This is a genomic window from Pyxidicoccus sp. M6, assembly GCF_055568925.1.
Genome location: NZ_CM145714.1, coordinates 13,110,001 through 13,130,432, shown reverse-complemented (window position 1 = coordinate 13,130,432; position 20,432 = coordinate 13,110,001). Strand labels below are relative to the sequence as shown.

At 69.1% G+C, this 20,432-nt stretch carries 21 protein-coding genes; 12 read left to right on the top strand and 9 right to left on the bottom strand.

The features are described from left to right. Positions 1-148: 148 nt before the first annotated feature. From ACVTJA_RS51960 to ACVTJA_RS51935, 6 genes are all read right to left on the bottom strand, one after another. Complete coding sequence (locus ACVTJA_RS51960; protein ID WP_465832313.1) at positions 149-589, bottom strand: hypothetical protein; 441 nt, start codon at positions 587-589, stop codon at positions 149-151. Next, positions 586-1,347, bottom strand: coding sequence for an AAA family ATPase (locus ACVTJA_RS51955; protein ID WP_465832311.1), 762 nt, complete (start codon positions 1,345-1,347; stop codon positions 586-588). The genes ACVTJA_RS51960 and ACVTJA_RS51955 overlap by 4 nt, the downstream gene beginning before the upstream one ends. Before the next feature lie 231 nt (positions 1,348-1,578). Further along, positions 1,579-1,713: an ATP-binding protein gene (locus ACVTJA_RS51950; RefSeq protein WP_465832310.1), complete on the bottom strand. Its 135-nt coding sequence runs from the start codon at positions 1,711-1,713 to the stop codon at positions 1,579-1,581. Positions 1,714-1,813: 100 nt separating this feature from the next. Next, positions 1,814-3,871 (bottom strand): transketolase, encoded by a 2,058-nt coding sequence (tkt, locus tag ACVTJA_RS51945; RefSeq protein ID WP_465832308.1) that lies wholly within the window; start codon positions 3,869-3,871, stop codon positions 1,814-1,816. Between the two features lie 157 nt (positions 3,872-4,028). After that, positions 4,029-5,234: a vWA domain-containing protein gene (locus ACVTJA_RS51940; RefSeq protein WP_465832306.1), complete on the bottom strand. Its 1,206-nt coding sequence runs from the start codon at positions 5,232-5,234 to the stop codon at positions 4,029-4,031. A gap of 15 nt (positions 5,235-5,249) precedes the next feature. Then, positions 5,250-6,098, bottom strand: coding sequence for an AAA family ATPase (locus ACVTJA_RS51935; protein WP_465832304.1), 849 nt, complete (start codon positions 6,096-6,098; stop codon positions 5,250-5,252). A gap of 234 nt (positions 6,099-6,332) precedes the next feature. Between ACVTJA_RS51935 and ACVTJA_RS51930 the strand changes: the two genes are divergently transcribed. From ACVTJA_RS51930 to ACVTJA_RS51920, 3 genes are all read left to right on the top strand, one after another. Continuing rightward, positions 6,333-6,506, top strand: coding sequence for a hypothetical protein (locus tag ACVTJA_RS51930; RefSeq protein ID WP_465832302.1), 174 nt, complete (start codon positions 6,333-6,335; stop codon positions 6,504-6,506). 208 nt (positions 6,507-6,714) lie between these two features. Further along, positions 6,715-7,296 carry a vegetative protein gene (locus ACVTJA_RS51925; protein ID WP_465832301.1) on the top strand — a complete coding sequence of 194 codons (582 nt, stop codon included), beginning with the start codon at positions 6,715-6,717 and terminating at the stop codon, positions 7,294-7,296. A gap of 257 nt (positions 7,297-7,553) precedes the next feature. After that, a complete protein-coding gene (locus ACVTJA_RS51920) occupies positions 7,554-8,075 on the top strand; it encodes a hypothetical protein (RefSeq protein WP_465832299.1) in 522 nt (173 codons plus the stop codon). 57 nt (positions 8,076-8,132) lie between these two features. On the opposite strand, the gene ACVTJA_RS51915 is transcribed toward ACVTJA_RS51920, so the two are convergent. Next, the gene (locus tag ACVTJA_RS51915; protein ID WP_465832297.1) at positions 8,133-9,833 is read right to left on the bottom strand and encodes an MASE1 domain-containing protein; all 1,701 of its coding nucleotides are present in this window, start codon (positions 9,831-9,833) and stop codon (positions 8,133-8,135) included. Positions 9,834-10,399: 566 nt separating this feature from the next. Between ACVTJA_RS51915 and ACVTJA_RS51910 the strand changes: the two genes are divergently transcribed. From ACVTJA_RS51910 to ACVTJA_RS51895, 4 genes are all read left to right on the top strand, one after another. Then, the gene (locus ACVTJA_RS51910; RefSeq protein WP_465832296.1) at positions 10,400-11,512 is read left to right on the top strand and encodes a 3-oxoacyl-ACP synthase III family protein; all 1,113 of its coding nucleotides are present in this window, start codon (positions 10,400-10,402) and stop codon (positions 11,510-11,512) included. Then, the gene (locus ACVTJA_RS51905; RefSeq protein ID WP_465832294.1) at positions 11,509-12,126 is read left to right on the top strand and encodes a DUF2378 family protein; all 618 of its coding nucleotides are present in this window, start codon (positions 11,509-11,511) and stop codon (positions 12,124-12,126) included. The genes ACVTJA_RS51910 and ACVTJA_RS51905 overlap by 4 nt, the downstream gene beginning before the upstream one ends. Positions 12,127-12,380: 254 nt before the next feature. Further along, on the top strand, positions 12,381-13,010 hold the full coding sequence (locus tag ACVTJA_RS51900; RefSeq protein ID WP_465832292.1) for a hypothetical protein: 630 nt from the start codon (positions 12,381-12,383) through the stop codon (positions 13,008-13,010). A gap of 90 nt (positions 13,011-13,100) precedes the next feature. Next, positions 13,101-14,549 (top strand): hypothetical protein, encoded by a 1,449-nt coding sequence (locus tag ACVTJA_RS51895; protein WP_465832291.1) that lies wholly within the window; start codon positions 13,101-13,103, stop codon positions 14,547-14,549. Between the two features lie 48 nt (positions 14,550-14,597). Here ACVTJA_RS51895 and ACVTJA_RS51890 read toward each other — a convergent pair whose 3' ends face one another. After that, positions 14,598-15,251, bottom strand: a complete 654-nt coding sequence (locus tag ACVTJA_RS51890; protein ID WP_465832289.1) for a hypothetical protein — start codon at positions 15,249-15,251, stop codon at positions 14,598-14,600. 147 nt (positions 15,252-15,398) lie between these two features. Between ACVTJA_RS51890 and ACVTJA_RS51885 the strand changes: the two genes are divergently transcribed. Further along, the gene (locus tag ACVTJA_RS51885) at positions 15,399-15,860 is read left to right on the top strand and encodes a MarR family winged helix-turn-helix transcriptional regulator (RefSeq protein WP_465832287.1); all 462 of its coding nucleotides are present in this window, start codon (positions 15,399-15,401) and stop codon (positions 15,858-15,860) included. 41 nt (positions 15,861-15,901) lie between these two features. After that, on the top strand, positions 15,902-16,342 hold the full coding sequence (locus ACVTJA_RS51880; RefSeq protein WP_465832285.1) for a hypothetical protein: 441 nt from the start codon (positions 15,902-15,904) through the stop codon (positions 16,340-16,342). 16 nt (positions 16,343-16,358) lie between these two features. On the opposite strand, the gene ACVTJA_RS51875 is transcribed toward ACVTJA_RS51880, so the two are convergent. Then, positions 16,359-16,841: a nuclear transport factor 2 family protein gene (locus ACVTJA_RS51875; protein ID WP_465832283.1), complete on the bottom strand. Its 483-nt coding sequence runs from the start codon at positions 16,839-16,841 to the stop codon at positions 16,359-16,361. Between the two features lie 159 nt (positions 16,842-17,000). Here ACVTJA_RS51875 and ACVTJA_RS51870 point away from each other — a divergent pair, with 159 nt between their 5' ends. From ACVTJA_RS51870 to ACVTJA_RS51860, 3 genes are all read left to right on the top strand, one after another. Continuing rightward, complete coding sequence (locus tag ACVTJA_RS51870; RefSeq protein ID WP_465832281.1) at positions 17,001-18,359, top strand: sialidase family protein; 1,359 nt, start codon at positions 17,001-17,003, stop codon at positions 18,357-18,359. Positions 18,360-18,586: 227 nt separating this feature from the next. Next, a complete protein-coding gene (gene def / locus ACVTJA_RS51865; RefSeq protein WP_465832279.1) occupies positions 18,587-19,096 on the top strand; it encodes a peptide deformylase in 510 nt (169 codons plus the stop codon). 24 nt (positions 19,097-19,120) lie between these two features. Then, complete coding sequence (locus ACVTJA_RS51860) at positions 19,121-19,849, top strand: sterol desaturase family protein (protein WP_465832277.1); 729 nt, start codon at positions 19,121-19,123, stop codon at positions 19,847-19,849. Positions 19,850-20,432: the final 583 nt, after the last annotated feature.

Below are 20,432 nucleotides of genomic sequence, written 5' to 3'. Positions count from 1 at the left end.
GCAGTTCGAGGCACCCACGCAGCACAAGAGGGGTGCAGGTGCCGGCGGATTGCCGGGGGGCGATTCGAGGTGCCTGCACTTCCGCGGTACAAAAAATGAGGGCCTCGGACCGTTGGGGGATGGTCCGAGGCCCTGTCTTTTTCAGCGGTCAGATGTTCCGCAGCAGCCCCTCACCGGAGCCGCGCTCCGACAGCGCTCGGTACACACGCTCACGAGCGGCCTGTGCTGAGTAACGTTCGTCGACACACGCACGGACCGCATGACGGAAGTAGTCGATGACGTGCTCGGGCTGGTCCGCGTTGGTCAGCTCCAGGTCGTCCACCGCGAGGACGAGGTCCGCCTGCTGTGGGCCTCCTCTACCGGGGTGCACGCTGGCCACGAGGCTGCCCGCGAGCTTCGCGGCCAGGGAGTGGGCGGCATCGGGCCCGCTCAGGGTGCGGCCCACGCGGTTGGACGTGAAGTCCTGGGTCTTCAACGGCTCCAGGAACTTCACGTCGGCACCCACGCTGGTGAACAGCCGTTGAAGCGAGGCGTGCAGTGCGAGTCTCTCCAACTCGCCCGTGACGATGAGCTGGACCCGCGTTGTCATTCAGGGGGGCGCCGCTGAGCGCCAAAGCTCTGATTCGCGTAGAGGTCGCCGAGTGCGAAGTGGGAGAGCCACTCCGGGTCGGAGTGCTTGTCGAGCGGAACGGGGAGCACCTCGTGCCCGGGCTCCATGATGTAGACGCGTCCCGGGTCGCTGTTGAAGGTGTTGAGAACGACGGGCGAGTGCGTTGCCAGCAGGATGGTGAGGTCCCTCGCCTGGGCGCGCGAGCGCATCAGTTCCAGCAGCGTCTGGATGGCGAACGGATGCAGACCGTTCTCCAGTTCGTCGATGGCCACGGCACCGTGGTCCGGCGCGGAGGCGATGGCGCACAGATGGAGCAACGCGACGAGCAGTCCATGAGGAGCGGCGAATGCGTCCACCGGCTCGCGGAGGCCGCGGAGGAACAAACGCACGGTGACTGTCTGACCCGCCGCCAGGAACTCCATGTCCTCGAAGAGCTCCGGGAAGCACTCGCGCAGGCTCTGCCGCACGAATTGGAACCGCTCCTCATGCTCACGTCGCCCGGCCTTCCAGTTGCGGAGTACGGAGAACGCGTTCAGGCCATCGGACTCGAGCACGACCTCGGCTTTGGCGGGAGAGCCCGTGGCTCGAAGGGTTCCGATGGCCGGGTACTGGTATAGGCGAAAGCCGGATACGAGGTTGTGGAACCTTGCGGGCGACTCACGCTCATCGTCCATCAGGAACATCATCGCGGTGGAGAGGGCGGAGTCTCCCGTATACACGAGCTCTCGGTTGCCCACGCGCGCCTCTTCCGACTCCTTGCGTTGCTCGGCAACCCGTGTGTCGCCGTGAAAGAGGAAGTCGTCAGCTGCCAGGGATGGGGCCGCGGGCGCAAGCCGGGTGAGCCATCTCCAGTCGCCTTGTTGGAGCTGAAGAGAGATGGGGGCGTGGGCGGAGGCCTGCTGATTCCTGATTCCGGAGGCGCCTCCGGACAGGTCCGCGGCAGCGAGAATGCCCCTCTGCAGAAAATATCAAAGGAATTCGAGGACCGACAACAGGGTCGTCTTGCCCGAGCCATTCGGGCCGGTGACGGCGCATACGCCGGAGGGGCTCCAACGCACCTTCCGCAAGGCGCGGTAGTTCTCGACCTCCAATGTGAATCCCATGCTCGTCTCCGGGCTGCCCGGGCCCGTGAACCGCGGGCCACCTCCAGCCTATCCACTCTTGCTGGAGATGGCCCCTCGTTGATGGCGGCGCGGACGAGGCCTACTTCTTCAGCTTCGCCAGCGTGTCCTTGGACACCTTCACCACGTTGTCCACGGTGAAGCCGAACTTCTCCTGCAGGGCCTTGATGGGCGCGGACGCACCGAAGCTGCGCATGCCGACGACGTTGCCGGACAGGCCCACCCAGCGCTCCCAGCCGAAGGCGGCGGCCTTCTCCACCGCGACGCGGGCCTTCACGTCCGGAGGCAGCACGCTGTCCTGGTACTCCTGCGGCTGCTCCTCAAAGAGCTCCCAGGACGGCAGGCTCACCACGCGGGACTTGATGCCCTCGGCCTTGAGCTTCTCGTGCGCGTCGAGGCACAGCTGCACCTCGCTGCCCGTGCCGATGAGGATGAGCTCCGGCTTGCCACCGTCCGAGTCCGCCAGCACGTAGCCGCCGCGCTTCACGCCGGACGCCGCGCCGTACTTGCTCCGGTCCAGCGTGGGCACCGGCTGCCGCGTGAGCACCAGCACCACCGGGTGCTTGCGCTGCTCGCCAATCACCCGCCACGCCTCCACCACCTCGTTCGCGTCGCCGGGGCGCAGCACGATGATGCCCGGAATCGCGCGCAAGCTGGCGAGCTGCTCCACCGGCTGGTGCGTGGGCCCGTCCTCGCCGAGCCCGATGGAGTCGTGCGTGAAGATGTGCAGCGCGGGCAGCTCCATCAGCGCGGACAGGCGGATGGCGGGGCGCTCGTAGTCACTGAAGATGAGGAACGTGGCGCCGTAGCCGCGAAGCTTGCTGAGGCACAGGCCGTTGACGATGGAGCCCATCGCGTGCTCGCGCACGCCGAAGTGGATGTTGCGGCCGGCGTGCTCACCGGGCTTCATCGACTCGGAGCCGGTGATGTACGTCTTCGTGGACGGGTTCAGGTCCGCCGAGCCGCCTACCATCCACGGGTAGTGCTTGGCCACGGCGTTGAGCACCTTGCCGCTGGACTCGCGGGTGGCCATGCCCTTCGCGTCGGCGGGGAACGTGGGCAGCTCGGAGTCCCAGCCCTTGGGCGGGTCGCGGCGCTGCATGCGCTCGAGCTGGTCGGCCAGCTCGGGGAACTGCTTGCGGTACTCGGTGAAGCGCTGGTACCACGCGTCGCGGAGCTGCTTGCCACGGTTGCCCATGCGCTCCTGGAAGCGCTCGCGCACGCCGTCGGGGACGAGGAACTTCGCGTCCTCGGGCCAGCCGTAGTTGCGCTTGGTGCCCTTGATTTCCTCCTCGCCCAGCGGCTCGCCATGGGCCTTCGCGGAGCCCTGGAGCTTGGGCGCGCCGAAGGCAATCTGCGTCGTCACGATGATGAGCGTGGGCTTGCCGCGCATCGTCTTGAAGGTGCGCAGGGCCTCGCCCAGGGCGGTGAGGTCGTTGGCGTCGGGCACGCGGAGCACGCGCCAGCCGTAGCCCTCGAAGCGGCGGCCCACGTCCTCGGTGAAGGCGAGGTCGGTGCTGCCGTCGATGGAGATGTGGTTGGAGTCGTAGATCCAACAGAGGTTGGGGAGTTGGAGGTGTCCGGCGACGGAGGCCGCCTCGGAGGCGACGCCTTCCATCAGGTCGCCGTCACCGCAGATGGCATAGACGTCGTAGCTGAACATCTCGAAGCCGGGGCGGTTGAAGTACCCGGAGAGCCACCGGCTGGCGATGGCCATGCCCACGCTGTTGGAGATGCCCTGGCCCAGGGGGCCGGTGGTGGTCTCCACGCCGCTGGTCCACCGGTACTCCGGGTGGCCCGGGGTGGACGAGTCGAGCTGGCGGAACTTCTTGATGTCGTCGAGGGAGACGGTGGGGGCGTCCTCGACGGTGTACTGCCGCGTGACGCGCTTCACCCCGGCGAGGTGGAGCAGCGCATACAGCAGCATGGAGGCGTGGCCGTTGGAGAGGATGAACCTGTCGCGGTCCGGCCAGATGGGGTGGGACGGGTCATAGCGCAGCTCCTGTTGCCAGAGCTGATACGCCACGGGGGCCAGGGACATGGGAGCCCCCGGGTGGCCCGAGTGGGCCTGCTGCACCGCATCCATGGCCAGGGTGCGGATGGTGTTGATGGCCAGCACGTCCTGCTTGTCGGTCGTCATGGTGTCCTCGCGTTCCCGCTCGCGTGCGGCGCACCATGCCGTAACTGAGGTCGAAGTGGGGCACGAAACGCGAGCCCGCCCCTCCGGCCGTCCGGCAGTCCACGGGGCACCGGGAATTCATGGCCCCGTGGGGCAGGGGAATGGACGCCGCCAGGCTCTACCGCCGCGCCGCCACGCCCTTCACGGTGCGTCCGCGCGTCAGGTGTGTCACGGCCTCGCCCAGGCCCTCCACGGTGAGGGGGAACATGGGGAACACGCGGGCAATCACCGAAATCGTCCCCGAGCGCCACGTGCCCATCGGCTCGGGGTTGAGCCACACGTTGCGCTCGAAGTGCTGGGAGAGCTGCATCAGCCACGTCAGCCCTTCCAGCCCGTCCGCCTTGTAGTGCCCCTCGGCGTCGGTGCGGATGCCCAGCTCGTACGGCGCCATGGACGCGTCGCCCACCATGACCAGCTTGTGGTGCCGGCCCACCTGCGCGAGCAACTCCGGCACCGTCATGCCGCCGGTGAGCTGCGGCGTGGCGTACAGCTTTCCGTAGACGCAGTTGTGGAAGTAATAGATGCGCAGTTCCTTGAAGTGCGTCGCCTGGCTCGCCGCGCTGAACAGCCGGCTCATCACCGCCGCGTACGGGTCCATGGAGCCGCCCACGTCCATGGCCAGAACCACGCGCGTGTTGGGCCGGCGCGGAGGCCGCGTCACCACCTCCAGCTCGCCGGCGTTCTTCGCGGTGGCGGCGATGGACTCATCGATGTCCAGCTCCTCCGCCACGCCGTCGCGCGCGAAGGCCCGCAGCTTGCGCAGCGCCACCGCGAGCTGCCGCGTGTCCAGCACCAGGTCATCGCGGTAGCCCGCGTACTTACGGGCCCCCGCCTGCATCAGCGCCATTCCCTGCCGGCCGCCCTTGCCGCCCACGCGGATGCCCTCGCGAGCGAAGCCGCTGTTCCCAAAGGGAGACGCGCCGCCGGTGCCAATCCACCGGTTGCCGCCGTCGTGGCGCTCCTGCTGCTCGCGCAGGCGCTCCTCGAACAGTCGGCGGATTTCCTCCGGGTCCAGCTGCTCCAGCAGCGCAATCTCCTCGGGGGACAAATCCCTCCGCTCGCGCGCGTCCTCCAGCCAGGACAGGAGCTCCTGCGTCAGCTCCAGGCCCGCGGTCTCCACGCCCTTGAAGTGCGCGAGGAACGCCTGGTCGAACGTGTCGAGCTGCGTCTCCGAGTGGACGAGGAGCGCGCGGGCCACGTGGTAGAAGCCATCCAGGCTGCTGTCGTGGAGCCCCGCCTGGAGCGCCCCCGCCAGCGCGAGCGCCTCCTGCGCGCCCACCTTCAGCCCGCGCCTGCGCAGCTCGTAGAAGAATGGCAGGAACATGGCGCCTTCCTCTCTCTACGCCCGGGAACGCCGGCCGCGCCCGAAGGCCTCCGCCACGGAGACCAGGTCCTGCTCCTTCTTCAGCAGGGCCCCCAGGAAGGGCAGGTTCTCATCCAGCTTGATGTCGGTGACGCCCTGGGACTTGAGCACCGCAATCCAGTCGATGAGCTCGCTGGTGGAGGGCCGCTTGCGCAGGCGGGTGAAGGCGCGCAGCTCGTAGAAGACCTTCAGCGCCTGCTCCGTGAGGCTGGAGTCCAGCCCCGGGTGGTGCACGGCGACGATGCGGCGCATGAGGTCCGCGTCCGGGAAGTCGATGAAGTGGAAGACGCAGCGGCGCAGGAAGGCGTCCGGCAGCTCCTTCTCGTTGTTGGACGTAATCACCACCACGGGGCGGTGCTTCGCGGCCACCTCGTCTCCCGTCTCGGTGACGCGGAAGCGCATCCGGTCCAGCTCGTGGAGCAAATCGTTGGGGAACTCGAGGTCCGCCTTGTCCACCTCGTCGATGAGGAGGACCACGCGCTCCGGCGCGGAGAAGGCCTCACCCAGCGGGCCCATCTTGATGTAGCGGCGGATGTCGCGCACGTCGCCGTCGCCGAAGCGCGAGTCATACAGACGCTGGACGGTGTCATAGACATAGAGGCCGTCCTGGGCGCGGGTGGTGCTCTTCACGTGCCAGGTGAGCAGCCGGTGGCCCAGGGCCTGGGCAATCGCCTCGGCCAGCAGCGTCTTTCCGGTGCCGGGCTCCCCCTTCACCAGCAGCGGGCGCTGGAGCGTCAGCGCGCAATTGACGGCGGCCTGGAGGCCCTCGTTGGTCAGGTAGGAATCGGTGCCTCGGAAGCGGACGGGGTTGGGAGCCGAAGTCATGTCCCGGCACCTTTAACATCCACGGCGCCGCCGCGGGGGGCCGCTCGCCACCCGGCCCGGGCGCCAGGCTCCCGGGGGCCGGCCCGCGAGCTCCGCCCAGGCCGCACCTGCCCTCCAAGGCACGTCAGACCGGAAACGTAGGCTCGTTCGTAACAAGGCCAACTGATGGCGTTTTTCAAGGAAAGCCGTCGGTTGCGTTCTGGAGTGGGACAGGTCTTTTCGCGGGAGGCGGTCGTGGGGCATCCGTTCGTTCCGACACTGTTGCTGGTGTGGACCCTGTCCATGGCGCTGCGGGCCTGCGGCGTGACGGCGGCCACCCTGCCGCCCGAGCGTCGGCCGGAGCCCCCCGCGCAGTCGGTGACGGAGACCCGTCCCCCGTCTGCGCCGGCCTCCAGCGCCCGGGGCTGAGGGCGTCTCTCCCGGGACAGCCCGACCCCGGGGGATGTATGGTTTCGCCCGCCAACCAACCCTTTGCGTGATGCTGCAATGGATTTCACGCCCGAGACATGAGACGGCGTGTATCCTGGGCGCAATGGACCTTGCGAAAGCCCTTGGGGAAATCTTCCGGCACGAGCTTCAAGCGGCGCTGGCCCCGTTGCAGACAGCCGTACAGCGCATGGCGGAGGGAATGGAAGCGCTGGAGATGCTGCGCTCGGCGACGTATCGCCTGGCGCCGCTGACCAGCCGCCTCGGTGCGATGGCGGGCGTGCGGACGCCCTCGGTGATTCCTGAGCCCGCGGCGAAGCGGGGCCCGGCGGCGAAGCGAGGCCCGGCGGCGAAGCGAGGCCCGGCGGCGAAGCGAGGCCCGGCGGCGAAGCGCGGGCGGAAGCCGCTGGAGGACGGCGCCGCGGGCCGGCCCACGATGGCCAAGGCGGCGCCGGCGCCGGTGCAGCGCGCGAGGGTGGAGGAGGGCACTCGGCCGTGCGCGGTCATCGGCTGCAAGCGCCCGAGCCGCTCGAAGGGCTATTGCTCCGCGCACTACCAGAAGCTGCGGCTGCTGATGCGCACCAACCGCCGGCCGACGGACTGGGTGGACGACGCGAAGCCGCAGTCCGTGCGCGAGTTGAAGCTGCCGCGCGGGCGCGCCGCGAGCAAGGCGTTGCAGGAGGCCGCGCCGCCGCCTCCGCCCGCCGCGCCGCCCAAGCCCAAGGCCTGGGTGCGCAAGAAGGGCAAGGGCGAGAAGGTCTCCCTGCACTGAGGCACGGAAGGGCTTTCCTTCCGTGAGCGCTGGCTGCCGGCCGTGAGCATGTCCCGGCGGCCAGCGTGAGCGCGCCGTGAGCACGTCCCGGCGGTGCCGCTGGACCTGGAGCATCCATTTCGCGCCGTTATCCGACGGGCCGCCGGACGGAGCCATTCATCGAGTGGCCCGGCCCCTCCAGGCGAGCGGGCCCGGTGCTGGACACCGGCGCGTGGACCGTCGTTGACAGTGCCCATGCGGAATGGGATTCGGCTCGCATGAGCGAGCAAGGCTATCCGGTCACCGTGGCGGTGCGGCGTCCCGATGGAAGTGTGGAGCAGGTGCGCGTGGGCACGGCGTTCAAGAACGCCGAGGGCTTCACGCTGAAGCTGGGAGAGATGTCGATTGGCAGCGCGCCAGACGCGGCGGCAGCGGCTCCGCGCCGTGCGGCGTCGGGCGGCGGTGGCGGTGGCGGGGACGGAATGGTCTTCCCCAACTACGGCCGCAGCAAGGGCGCCCCCGTCGTGGGCGCGAGCATGCAGGACCTGGAGTTCTACGCCAACGGCGCGCGGCGCTCGCTGAATGACCCGAGCAAGTCGCGCTGGCACGACAAGGAGCGCCAGCTCCTCTCGGCCATCGAGGCGGAGATTGCGCGCCAGCAGGGCGGCGGCGGTGGCGGTGGAGAGAGCTACGGCGGTGGCGGTGGTGGCTACGGCGGCGGCGGCCGCCGGGGCGGAAGCGGTGGCTTCAACGACGACGACATCCCCCCGCCGGGCGACGACGACAACATCCCGTTCTGAGCGGCAACGCAGTCCCTGGCGCGACCGCGGTGGCCCTCGAGCGCCACCGCGCGCGCCTCACCCCGTCACCGGCTCCGGCCCGGAGGCATACGGCAGCCACACGGTGAAGGTGGTGCCCTGGCCCACGGTGCTGTGCACGGCCACCTCGCCATGGTGGCTGTCGACGATGCGCCGGACGATGGCGAGCCCCAGTCCGGTGCCGCTGGCCCGCGTGGTGAAGAAGGGCTCGAAGATGCGCGCCCGCACCTCGGGCGCCATGCCGTGCCCCGTATCCGAGATGGTGAGCCGCGCATGGGGCGCGCCCGAGTGCGTGTCGGGCTCGAGCCTCGTGGTGAGCGTGCCCCCGCCCGGCATGGCCTGCACCGCGTTGGTGAACAGGTTGGTCAGCGCCACGTGGAGCAGCTGCGGGTCCACGGCGATGGGTGGCAGGCTCTCGTCCACGGTGCGGGACACGGTGATGTGCGCGGGCCCTGAGCGCAGGGACGCGTTCAGCGCCCCATCCACCACGGGAGGCAGCGGCTGGGGCTGCAGCCTCGGCTCCATGGGCCGCGCGAAGTCGAGCAGGTCATTGACGATGAGGTCCAGCCGCTGCACCTCTTCATCCATGACGTCCAGCATGGTGCCCGCGGGCCCGACCATGGCCGTGGGCGCCAGCCGGCGCAGGGCCGCCACCGCGTTGGAGATGGCGCCCAGCGGGTTGCGCACCTCGTGGGCCACGGTGGCGCTCAGCTCGCCGAGCGCGGCCATGCGCTCGCGCCGCACCAGCTCCGCCTGCGTGGCCGCCAGCGTGCGCAGCGAGTCGCGCAGCTCCTGATTGAGGTGGCTCACCTCCTCCTGCGCGCGGCGCCGCTCCCCGAGCGCGCCGGCCAGCAGCAGCCCGGACAGGCTGGCGGCGGCGAGGAACGCCTGGAGGTACGCGAGGCTGACGTTGTGCCACGCCGCCTGGGCGAACGGGCCGCTGCCGTGCGCGGTGTGCCACAGCGCCACCGTGGTCAGCACCGCCGTGGCCAGCGACGAGCCCCGGGCCTCGAAGCGCAGCGCCGCCCACAGCAGGAAGGGGAACGCCAGGTACGTCATCGGGTGCAGCGCGACGGCATTCGGAGTCGCGGGGAGCGCCGTGCGGAACACCAGGTGCGTGGCCAGGCCCAGGCACATCAGCAGCGCCAGCAACTCCCCGCCGCGCCGGAGCGTCCACCGGGTCCGTCCTCCCGTCAGCCAGGTGAGCAGCAGCGGCGCCGCCACCAGCACGCCCATGGCGTCGCCAATCCAGAACACGCGCCACGTGGGCCAGAAGCCCTGCGGCCCCAGGTTCCCCCGCGCCATCAGCAGCCCCATGCCCACGCTGGCGCCGAGCGAGCAACTCACGACGGCCGCCAGCCCCACCAGCCCGAGCACGTCCCGCACCCGGTCCAGGGACGGGTGGAACCGCACCAGCCGTCGCAGCAGCACGGCGCCCGCCACCGCCTCCAGCAGGTTTCCCCCGACGATGCCCAGCACGGCCGGCAGGCTTCCAAACCCCTCGTGGAAGGCCACGACGCCCGCGGCGAGGGAGGCCAGCAGCAGGGCGGGCCACTCGCGCGTGCGGGTGAGCAGCAGCGCCGCCAGCGCCATGCCGCTGGGAGGCCACATCGCGGACACGTTCTCCGGCGGCAGGACGAGCAGCCCGCCCAGCCGGGCCAACACCGCATAGGCCACGGCGAGCAGCACCAACCGGGCGAGCGGCCACCACCTGCGCGAGTTGGTCCGGGATGTGTGCACGCGTGTGATTTCGCCTCGGCACACCGCTCCGAGAGGGCCGTCCTCGAAGCCACGGTGGCGGCGCCGAGACTTGCACGGGGCACGCACGCCCGGAAGCGAACTCGGGGAGCGGGCGTTTCGAAGGAAAAACCCCGCGGCCGTCATTGTCCGTAAGGGGGGAGATCCAACCGTCACCCCTGGAGACAACCTCACCCAGGGTGGAAGCAGTCATGCGGACCTGCGGAGAGTCGCACGGGCGCCGCGTCGGGAAGGCCCCGGTGTATTGCGGCCTCGCGAGTAATGACTGACACCCGGGGTGAATGGGCAGCCCACTGAGAGGAAAAACCTCTCTGGCGGAGCTTCATTCTCATCTATTGATACTTCACTCCTGAAGTATAGTGTCCACTCCAGGAAGTTCGGGTACTTGCCCGGTATCCTGGGCGTGGAATGCTTCACAAGTGAATTGCCCTGCGGTGCCTGACGGATGTCATTTCAATGACTTCGAAAGTGGCCTGAATCCTGCTCAACCGCGTGAAGGCAGGGAAATCCCTCCATCCAGTCTGGCTGTGGAATGACGGGGCCATGAAATGACATCCAATGTCTGTGTTATCGGTGCGGGTGCCTTCGTTCCTTCACGGATTGTGAGCAACGCGCGTATCGCTCGCGCCATACCGGGGTGGCCGGCGGAGCGCATCGAGGAGAAGATTGGAGTTCGTGAGCGGCGCTTCCTCTGGGACATCGACGAGGTGAATGGCCGCGCGCTGCCTCCCCCGGAGAACGACGGCCACTTCTACCCGGCGAACAACACGGACATGTGCGAGGTGGCGCTGAAGAAGGCGCTGGCGCAGTCCGGGGTGGCGGCGAGCGAGCTGGACGCGCTCTTCGTCGTCACCTGCACGCCGGACGCGCCGCACTTCAACCACGACGCCATGGAGCTGCACCGCCGGTTGGAGCTGCGCGAGGACGCCTTCGCGCTGCTGGTGGACGACGGCTGCGGCGGCACGCCGTACGTGCTGGACATGGTGAACAAGATGATGGCGGGTGGGCGCTTCCGCACGGTGGCGGTGGTGGCCTCGGCCTTCACGTCGCCGCTGGTGAATCGCGAGGTGTACACGGACGAGCTGCCGCCGGGCCCGGGCCGCAACCGTGCCCTGCAGGGCTATCTGTCCATGTACGTCTTCGGCGACGGCGCGGGCGCGGTGGTGCTCCAGTCGAAGCCGGGGGAGGTGGGAAGTACGGGCATCCTCGCCTCCTTCTCGGGCAACGCGCACGGGGACCTCGTCATCCGCAAGGGCGGTGGCCTGCTGAAGCTGCCGTACCAGCCCGGCCGGATGCGCCCGGCGGACATGGCCTTCGTGGTGGACGGCTTCAAGGTGGCGAGGAGTTATCCGGAGTACATGCAGAAGTGCCTGGACACGATTTTCACTCCGCGCCCGGCGATGCAGGCCCAGGTGCAGCGCTACTATTTCCACCAGCCGAACAAGCGGGTGATGGACGCCTTCATCGACCGAGCGGGCCTGCCCCGCGAGGCCGTGGCGTGCAACGTGGACCGGTACGGCAACACGTCGGCCGCGGGGATGCTCATCCTGTTGGCCGAGGACCTGGAATCAGGCCGGGTGCGGCTGGGAAGCGGAGACCTGGTGGTGGTCGCGGCGGTGGGAGCAAACATCCACTACGGGGCGCAGTTGGTGAGGCTATGAGCGACAAGGGCAAACCCATGGAAGGGCTCGACGCGAGCGTATCGAAGGACCTCGAGACGCGGCTGGCGCTGGCCACGAAGGACGACACGGCGCGCGGGCTGTTCTTCAACGGCGTGGTGGGCGCGGTACGCGTGCTGGGCGGAGACACTGCGGTGGAGCGCTGCCTGGCGGCGAGCGGGGAGAAGAAGTTCATCGACTTCTTCAACTACCCGGTGGCGGCCTTCCTCCGGCTGGCCTTCTCGGCGGCGCAGTTGATGGGGCCCAAGTACGGGGGCTTCGACGGAGCGCTGCGCCGCATGGGCGTGGTGGCGACGCAGGACTTCCTCTCGTCCGCGGCGGGCAAGACGCTGCTGCTGTTGGCGTCGGACAGCCCGAAGCGGCTGGTGGGCAACCTGCACGCGGGCTACCGCGCGGCGGTGAGCTACGGCGAGCGCGGCGTGACGTGGACGGGAGACAAGACGGGCGTCTTCTTCATGAAGCGCGACTTCATGCCTCCCGCCTACCACGAGGGCACGCTGCAGGCGGCCATCGAGGCGGTGGGCGCGAAGAACGTGCAGGTGCACGGCCGCCAGACGGGGCCGCTCGACACCGAGTACACGCTGTCCTGGGAGTAACGGCCCGTTTCGGGCTCGCGTTTCCCGCCCGGCCTGCATGGCCCGGGTGGAAGACGGGAGAGGTCCGCCCGGTGGGCCGCGTGCGTCCCGCGCCGAGGTAGCGGCTCGGGACTGAAGGACGAATCAGTGCTCGGGGTTTCACGTCCCTCGTCCCTGACGGGAGGGGCGGGCGCACGGGAGGAGTGTGCCCGTGCGCTGGAGGCGTCGCAGCAGTCGGCTGAAGCAACCTCGCGGTTCGTTTTGGAGGGGCTCGCATGTCGCGTATGCACGGTGGTGCGGTGGTGATGCTGGGGATGCTGGCGGTGGTGTCGGTGGCATCCGAGGCGCGTGCGGATGAGGTCATCTACCAGTTCCGTACGGAGGAGGACCCGGCGACGCCTCCGGACCTGGCGGTGTGCGCGGCGGCGCCGTTCCAGGCGAACGTGTTCCTGGGCGCGAGCGTGTATGTGCCACTGCACCGTCCCCGCGACGGCAAGGTGGTGTACGAGGGCCGCAAGCGTGCGGGCACGGCGACGGCGTGTGTTCGCCTCACGGACTTCACCTTCCCGCCGGGGCAGCAGGTGCCCTTCTACGCGCGCTTCAACCTGCCGGACGGGAGCTTCACGGCGTCGGGCACGTGCACGCTGGTGAGCAACAACGTGCCCGAGGCGGGGCTGGTGTTGGCTGGCTGCGCGCTGAAGCTGGTGGGCGTGCCCAGGGGCTTCGTGGGCGGCACGGTGTCCAGCACCAGCGTCTTCAATCCGTTCAAGCTGCCCGGGTACGCGACGGGCTCGTACTACACGCTGTATGCCTTCCGTGACGGCTACCGCCGCGACGCGCGCGAGGCGCAGGAGGAGCGCGACGAGTGGGAGGCCGCCGACCTCGCCTCCTGGTCCGCGCGGTAGCCGCGGGGCCGTCCCGACTGCTGGAAGTCGGACTCCAGGACGGGCGCGCTCCATTCCCACCTGTCAGCGGGGTAGGGGATGATGCGCCGCATGGACCGCAAGCGGATGGAGCTCTACACGGCGCTCGGCTATCGAGCGCCGAAGGCGGCACGTCTCGGACGCACGGAGTCGCAGCCCGAAGTGGAAGCTCAGGAGCTGGCACCCCTCGAACCGGAAGAGCTCGAGGTGCTGCGAGCCCGTTTCCTGAGCGAGCCAGATGAGGTGCTGCACCTCGTGCGAGAGAGCCTGGGCGCGCCCATCTCCGAGCTCGACTTCGCGAGGGTGTTGCAGGAAGCGGAGCAGGCCCTGCGAGCACCGGAGGCGGCGCTCCAGGCGCTGCGGCATCCGCCGTTTCAGGCAAAGGCCTCGCTGCGACTGCCGCCGGACTTCCGCTTCCCGCTGATGACGGACGAAATCCCCATCGACCCATCGAGCACGAAGTTCGAGCCGGTGGCGGACCTGCGAGGCTGGCTGCTCTTCACCGGCAAGGCCTGGTTGCGAGGCGCCACGGTGCCACGAGCACCGTTCCGGAGACACGACAGCGAGCGTCACCCGAGCCGCTTCCGCTACGCGCTGCGAGAGCCCGCGCAGGGCAGGCCCGTGGAGGTGGCGCTCTTCTCCGACTTTGGCACGGGTGAGTATCCCGCGCGCTACCTGGCCCGGCAGCTCCTCATGCGAGGCGAGCGGCTCGACTGCGCGGTGCACCTGGGAGGCGTGTACTACGCGGGCCGGCAGGGAGAATTCGACGCGCACGTGGCCGAGCCGCTGGAGCCGCTCCTCCCGGTGACGACGCTGCTGACGCTGAACGCGAGCGCGGAGATGCGCTCGGGAGGCTCGCCATACTTTCGCTACCTCGATGAGCGCCGGGGCGCCGCGAGAGCACGCCAGGTGCAGGAGGGAAGCTACTTCTGCCTCGCCTCGGAGCGCTTCCAGCTCATCGGTCTGGACACGGCATACTTCGAGCCCGGCAGGCACCGGGACACGGAGCTGCTGGGCTGGCTGGAAGCGGTGCTCGCGGAGGGGCGGAAGCGCGGAGCGGTGAACATCCTGCTGAGCCACGGCGCGCCATATCGGTATGGAGCATCGAGGACCTCACCGCTGCTGGAGGACCTGAAGGCCCTGGTGGTGGACGAGGCCCGCGTGGACCTGTGGTGCTGGGGAGGCACGCCCTGCGGAGCGCTTTTCGACCGCGCACAGGGATTGCCATTCGTGGGAGCAAGCCTGGGACACGGAGGCCTGCCGGTAGCCAGGGCAGAGCGGGGCCGCACCGCGCCCGCGCCCGTGCGCTTCCTGGAGTCCAGGCCGCGCTTCCCCGAGTGGACGGGCCTGCGTCCGGAGCTGGGCAACAACGGCTACGCGTCGATGTTGCTGCACGCGGACGGAGCGGTGGACCTGAGGTTCCTCGACTGGATGGGGAACCCGCGCTGCAAGGCGAGGCTCTCAAGAGAGGGCCAGGGCCCGCTGGTCATCCAGCACCTCGAGGAATCCACCGCCGCCTGAGCCGTCGGCGCGCCGGACGAACCCAAAGAGCCCGAGTCCGGACTCACGTCACAGCCGGGCCTGTGTGAACCACGGAGCCCGAGCTGGCACGGACCTCATCCGGCTCACATCACGAGCCACGGGAACGGTGGTGTACCGGAGTCGGTACCCGCGAGGCAGTGTCTTCCAGTAGGTGACCTGCCAGGGAACCAATTCCTCGCCGCGCTTCGACTCGTGCACGGGCTGGTTCCCATCGCCAAGCGTCTCGTGGAACCGCAGTTCCTCCTCGGCGGCTTCGAGGCTCGCGGCCTCGATGACCCAGGCATCCGGAGCCCCATCGGGAGTGGGCTCCTCGCCCGCGTTGACGTAGCGGCTCCAGTCGGGACGGGCCTGCCGCTCCCAGGCGGCGCCGCCCTCGGGAGTCAGCGAATAGCCGAAGTAGGAGCGGGGCCGGCGCGCGTCGATGGCGCGTGAAATCTGGTCCGGCGAGTACAGCTCCTCGAACCCATCAGGCAGCTCATGGATGCGGATGAAGCCACGCTCGGCGAGGAAGGACAGCCGCTCGCACAGCTCTTCGCGAGTGAAGCGAGGGTCATCCGGCATGTTGAGCGCGACGTGGGGATTCGGCTCCGAGAGCATGTGCAGGGGCGTGGGCAGCTCCATGGCGACCTCCAGGAGCCACAGGTCCAGCACATCCATCGTCTCGTTCTCGGGAGCCGTCATGCCCCAGGAGCATAGAGCATCCAGGCCCACCCATGCCCGCGGGGGAGCACTTATTCCGAATTCGGAGCTTCCATCCCACCCAAGCCTTCAGGTAATTTATTACGAATTCGGAACTTCCGAAAATGGAACATGTGTTATGCGGGGAGCATGAAGCCGCTCCGCCTCGTCCTGGACGTGCACCGGGCCACGCACCGCATCGGCCTGTACCTCGAAGCCGCCGAGCCCCCGCTGGACGTGTCCCAGGGGGAGGCCCACCTGCTGGCGTACCTGTTGGAGGTGGGGGACACGTCGCTGAGCGAGCTGCACGCGGCCTTCGCGCACAAGCGCTCCACGCTCACCAGCTACGTGGACCGGCTGGAGGCGAAGCGGCTGGTGCGCAGGGAGCTGCGGCCCGAGGACCGGCGCTCCTTCCAGGTGTCGTTGACGGCGGCGGGCCGCGCGCTGGCGACGCGCGTCCACCGTCACCTGGAGGCGCTGGAGGCGGCGGCGCTGGAGGGGCTGTCCGCGAGAGACGTGGAGGCACTCAAGAAGGGGCTCGTTGCCCTCGCGGAAGCGGGGGAGGCGGCGCCCGCGAAACGCAAATCACGCACCCGGGGAGGTGGCGGATGAACGCAACAGCGGCAGGGAAGTCACAGGGGGAATCGACGGACGTGAACGCCTCAGCGGCGCAGAAGCCACAGGCCGCACTGACGGACGCGGACTTCCTCGCGTCGGTGGAGTCGGCCACGTACCCGGGCGCGGAGTTCCGGCACCGCGCGCACGTGAGGCTCGCCTGGCTCTGCCTGCGCGAGCACGGCTTCGAATCCGGCCTGGAGCGCGTGCGCACCCTCATCCAGCGCTACGCGGCGGCGCTCGGGGCGACGGGCAAGTACCACGAGACGCTCACCCGGGCCTGGGCGGAGCTGGTGCAGGCGGGGCTCGAAGCAGCCCCGGGCCTCACGTCCTTCGACGCCTTCCTGGAGGCAAGGCCCGAGCTGACCGACTCGCGCCTCCTGGAGCGGCACTACCGCAAGGAGACGCTGGATTCACCGGCGGCGCGCGCCGGCTGGGTGCCACCGGACGTGGCACCGCTGCCGCCGCGTAGGCCGTGAACCGGCACCGCGTGACTCAAGGCCCCTGGAGGCCGCGGTCCTTCATGAACTTGTCCAGGCTGGCCGCGGCCGTGCCCTGGACCTTCTTCTTCAGCAGCGGGGTCCACCCGAGCACCAGTCCAATGGGCCCGAGCGCCTGGCGCGACCACGCGTGGAAATTGAAGTGGTCGCGGTGGCGGACAATCTTGCCGTCGCGGAACTCGAACTCGGCGTCGATGCGGTTGATGACCTTCCGGCCGGTGGTGCTGAAGGTGTAGTGCGCGTCCCAGTGGGCGCGGCCGGTGCGGTCATCGGCCTGGACGTCGCGGAAGGTGAGCTCCAGGTCCTTGCCGCGCTCGACGAGCATGGTCCACATGGCGGTGACGCGGCCGTAGCGAAGGCCGACGAAGGCCTCGTCGGTGAACTCGACGTCGGGGTGGTAGCAGGCGGCCATCGCTTTCGCGTCGCGCCGCTGGAACGCGGAGTAGAAGTCCGTGATGAGCTGGGAGTGCGGATGCATACGGCAGGTGTAACAGACCTGTCAGTGTGCGTGCGCCAACTGTCCAGCGTTCACCGGCCGCGGTGCGGCGGCGCCCGGGAGACACTTCCCTGAGCCTGGCACGGACATACCTCCCCCGACACAGCGCCGCATGGCGCGGCGCCGGAAGGGGTGGGTCACATGAGGAGTCCGAAGCGCGGCGGCACGGTGGGAGCGCTGCTGACCGCGGCGATGACGGTGGTGACGGCGCTGCCCGGAAGCGCCGGGGCCCAGGTCTTCTCACCGGCGCGCAGCCTGACGACGACGGCGGCGGGCTATCAGGAGCCGCAGGTGTCCGCACTGGGAGCCGACGTTCACGTGGCCTGGGTGGACGCGGCCACGGGGGCCGGAGACGTGTACTACCGGCGCAGCACGGATGGCGGTGCCACCTTCGGCCCGGTGCTCAACCTCAGCGCTGACGGAGTCACTCATGAGGCAGGAGCGCGCGACGTCCGCGTCCTCGCGCAGGGAGCGCGCGTCTACCTGACGTGGGTGGAGGGCGGCCTGCGGTTCCGCTCGAGCGATGACCGCGGCGCCACCTTCGGCCCCGTGCTGGAGCTGACGAGCTACCCCGAAAGCGGCCTCCGGCTCGCGGCCAGCGGCGACAACGTCTACATGGACTGGTACCGCACGCTCGAGGACGAGCAGGGCGACATCTACTTCATCCGCAGTCCCGTGGCCGGGCACGTCTTCGCGGACCTCGACGTGCTGAGTGAGAACCACCGCTACGGTGGCGTGGAGTTGGCCGCACGGGGCGACAACGTCTACGTGCTCTGGGACGACGGGGGCACCAACGACGGCGCGGACCTCTTCTTCCGAAGCAGCACGGACGCGGGCATCACCTTCGGTCCCATCCAGCGCCTCACCGACACGGACGCCGAGTCCCGAGACCAGCAGCTCGCGGTACTGGGCAACAGCGTCTACGTGGTCTGGAGCGAGTGTGACTTCCCCACCTGCGAGGTGCGGCTGCGCAGGAGCTCGGACGCCGGGGCCACCTTCGGCCCGGAGGTGACGGTGAGCCAGTCCCCGGCCCGGTCGTTCGAACCGAGAGTCGTGGTGCGCGACTCGCGCGTGTTCGTGTCCTGGGTGGGGCAGACGCAGGACGTGTACGAGGCGGATGTGTACCTCTCGGTGAGCCTGGACGGGGGCGCCACCTTCGCCGCGCCGGTGAACGTGAGCGCGTCGGCGGCGGACTCGCGGGAGGCGCGGCTCGTCCCGGCGGGTTCGGGCGTGCGGCTCATCTGGACGGAGGGCTACAACGGCGAGCGGGACGTGTACACGCGGGCCACGGTGGGCTTTGGCCTGACGCTGGGGGCAGCGGAGAACCTGAGCCGCACGGCGGGGGACTCGGAGCGGGCCTCCATCGCCACCTCGCGGTGCGGCACGCAGTCGCACGTCGTATGGCTGGAGTGGGCCGAGGCGGGCAACTCGGTGCGCTACCGGCGGGCCTCGCTGCCCTTCTCGGCCCTCTACTGCGCGCTGCTCCCGGAGGCCCGCTAAAGCCATCCGGAGTGGGGGCTGCCGTGTGCGACCACCGCCGGGGCCGAGAAATCGGGCCTCGGCGCCGCTCCCCTGAATGGTGGCCTTCAGGGGGGCAGCAGGAAGGCTCGGGGCCCGGAGGAGAAGCCGGGCCCGGGGGCGTCCGAGGGCTGGGGTGTACGCCGTTGGACCGTTGCCATGCGGAATGGCGCGGCGGCGGCCGGGCGCGCGTGGCAGATTCGGGCCCCATGGCTCGCGACATCGTCATCTGGCCCCACAAGGTACTCACCTCGCCCACGAAGCCCGTGACGGACTTCGGCCCCTCGCTCCAGAAGCTGCTGGACGAGATGGCCGAGTCGATGAAGGAAGCAGAGGGCATCGGCATCGCCGCCAACCAGGTCGGCGAGCCGCTGCGCGTGGCGTTGGTGGGACGCGAGGACGGAACGTCCTTCGAAATCGTCAACCCGCAGATGTTGGAGAAGAAGGAGCCCGTCACGATGGAGGAGGGGTGCCTCTCCGTCCCCCGTGAGTGGGAGAAGTGCCCGCGCTTCCACCGGGTGAAGGTGCGCTACCAGGACAAGACGGGCGAGTGGCACGAGCTGGAGGCGGAGGGCCGGCTCGCGCACGTGCTGCAGCATGAAATCGACCACCTGGACGGGCACGTCTTCGTGGACCACCTGTCCAGTCTCAAGCGCTCGCTCATCCTGGACCGGATGAAGAAGCTCCAGAAGACGAAGGCCCGGCAGCCGAAGGAGTAGGCTGGGGGCACACGGGGGGTAGCCATGGCCACCGACACCATTCCCGAGCGGGTGAAGGCCTTCCGGGAGGACTACCGCCGCAAGTACGTGAGCCCGCGCTACTCCGGGCACTCGCACTTCGCCTTCACCAGCCTGGCGTCACTGGCGGCCATCGGCTTCTCGCTCTCCCGTCTGGACTCGGTGCGTCCCCTGGAGTGGCTGACGGTGCCCGCGGTCTTTCTCCTGGGGAACGTGGTGGAGTTCCTCGGCCACCGGGGGCCCATGCACCACCGTCGGCGCGGGCTGGGGCTGCTCTTCAAGCGGCACACCGAGCAGCACCACCGCTTCTTCACCCACGACGCGCTCGCCTACGAGTCCGCTCGCGACGTGAAGATGGTGCTCTTCCCGCCCGTGCTGCTGCTCTTCTTCCTGGGGGCCATCGCCACGCCGCTGGGGGCGCTGTGCTTCGCGCTCGTCTCGCCGAACGTGGGCTGGCTCTTCGCGGCCTCGGCGGTGGGCTACTACCTCACCTACGAGTGGCTCCACTTCTGCCACCACCTGCCGCCCGAGCATCCGGTGGCCCGGCTGCCCGTCATGGCGCGGCTCCGGCACCACCACCAGACGCACCACGACCCCTCGAAGATGCAGCGGTACAACTTCAACATCACCTTCCCGCTCTCGGACTGGCTCTTTGGAACCGCCTGGCGGCCGGGAGCTCCCAACCGGGTAGATCATCCAGAGCCCTCGAGCTCCCGGGCCGGAATGGACGCCTGAGCGGGCCTGCCCGCCAGGTCTCCGAGCGGTAAACCTCGAAAATTGCTGAGGAAGTGGGTTTCGGGGGAGGGGGGTTCACACCTCGAAACGGGCTGCATATATCCCGGTTTGCGAAGGCGTGACCTGTACCTTCGATCGAGAAGAATTGACGGTCTCGTCACGACGCGTTAGATACTGGACCTCTGCTCGTCGCCGGGCTGCGCAGTTCATCCGGGTGGCGAACGGGGGAAAGAAAAAGGTCGACGAAGCTTGTTGACCTCGGACGCGGTGGTGGTAGAAGCCGCGCCCCTCCGAACGAACCGCTGATCTCAGCAGCTCGCCGGGGCGGAAGTCGTAGAAGCACGCTGGAAGAAAGAGTCAGCAAGTAGCGGTTGACTCGAAACGCGGTGGTGGTAGAAGCCGCGCCCCTCGCACCGAAGCCCGCGCACTGGCGCGGAAGGCACTTCGGAGGCGAGCTGCAGCACCGACAAACGGAATACGGCGGTCAACGAAGCGAGTTGACAGAAGACGCGGTGATGGTAGAAGCCGCGACCCCGACGAAGCAAAAAGCCCGGGAAGAAGTTGAACGGGCGGCAGGGTTGGG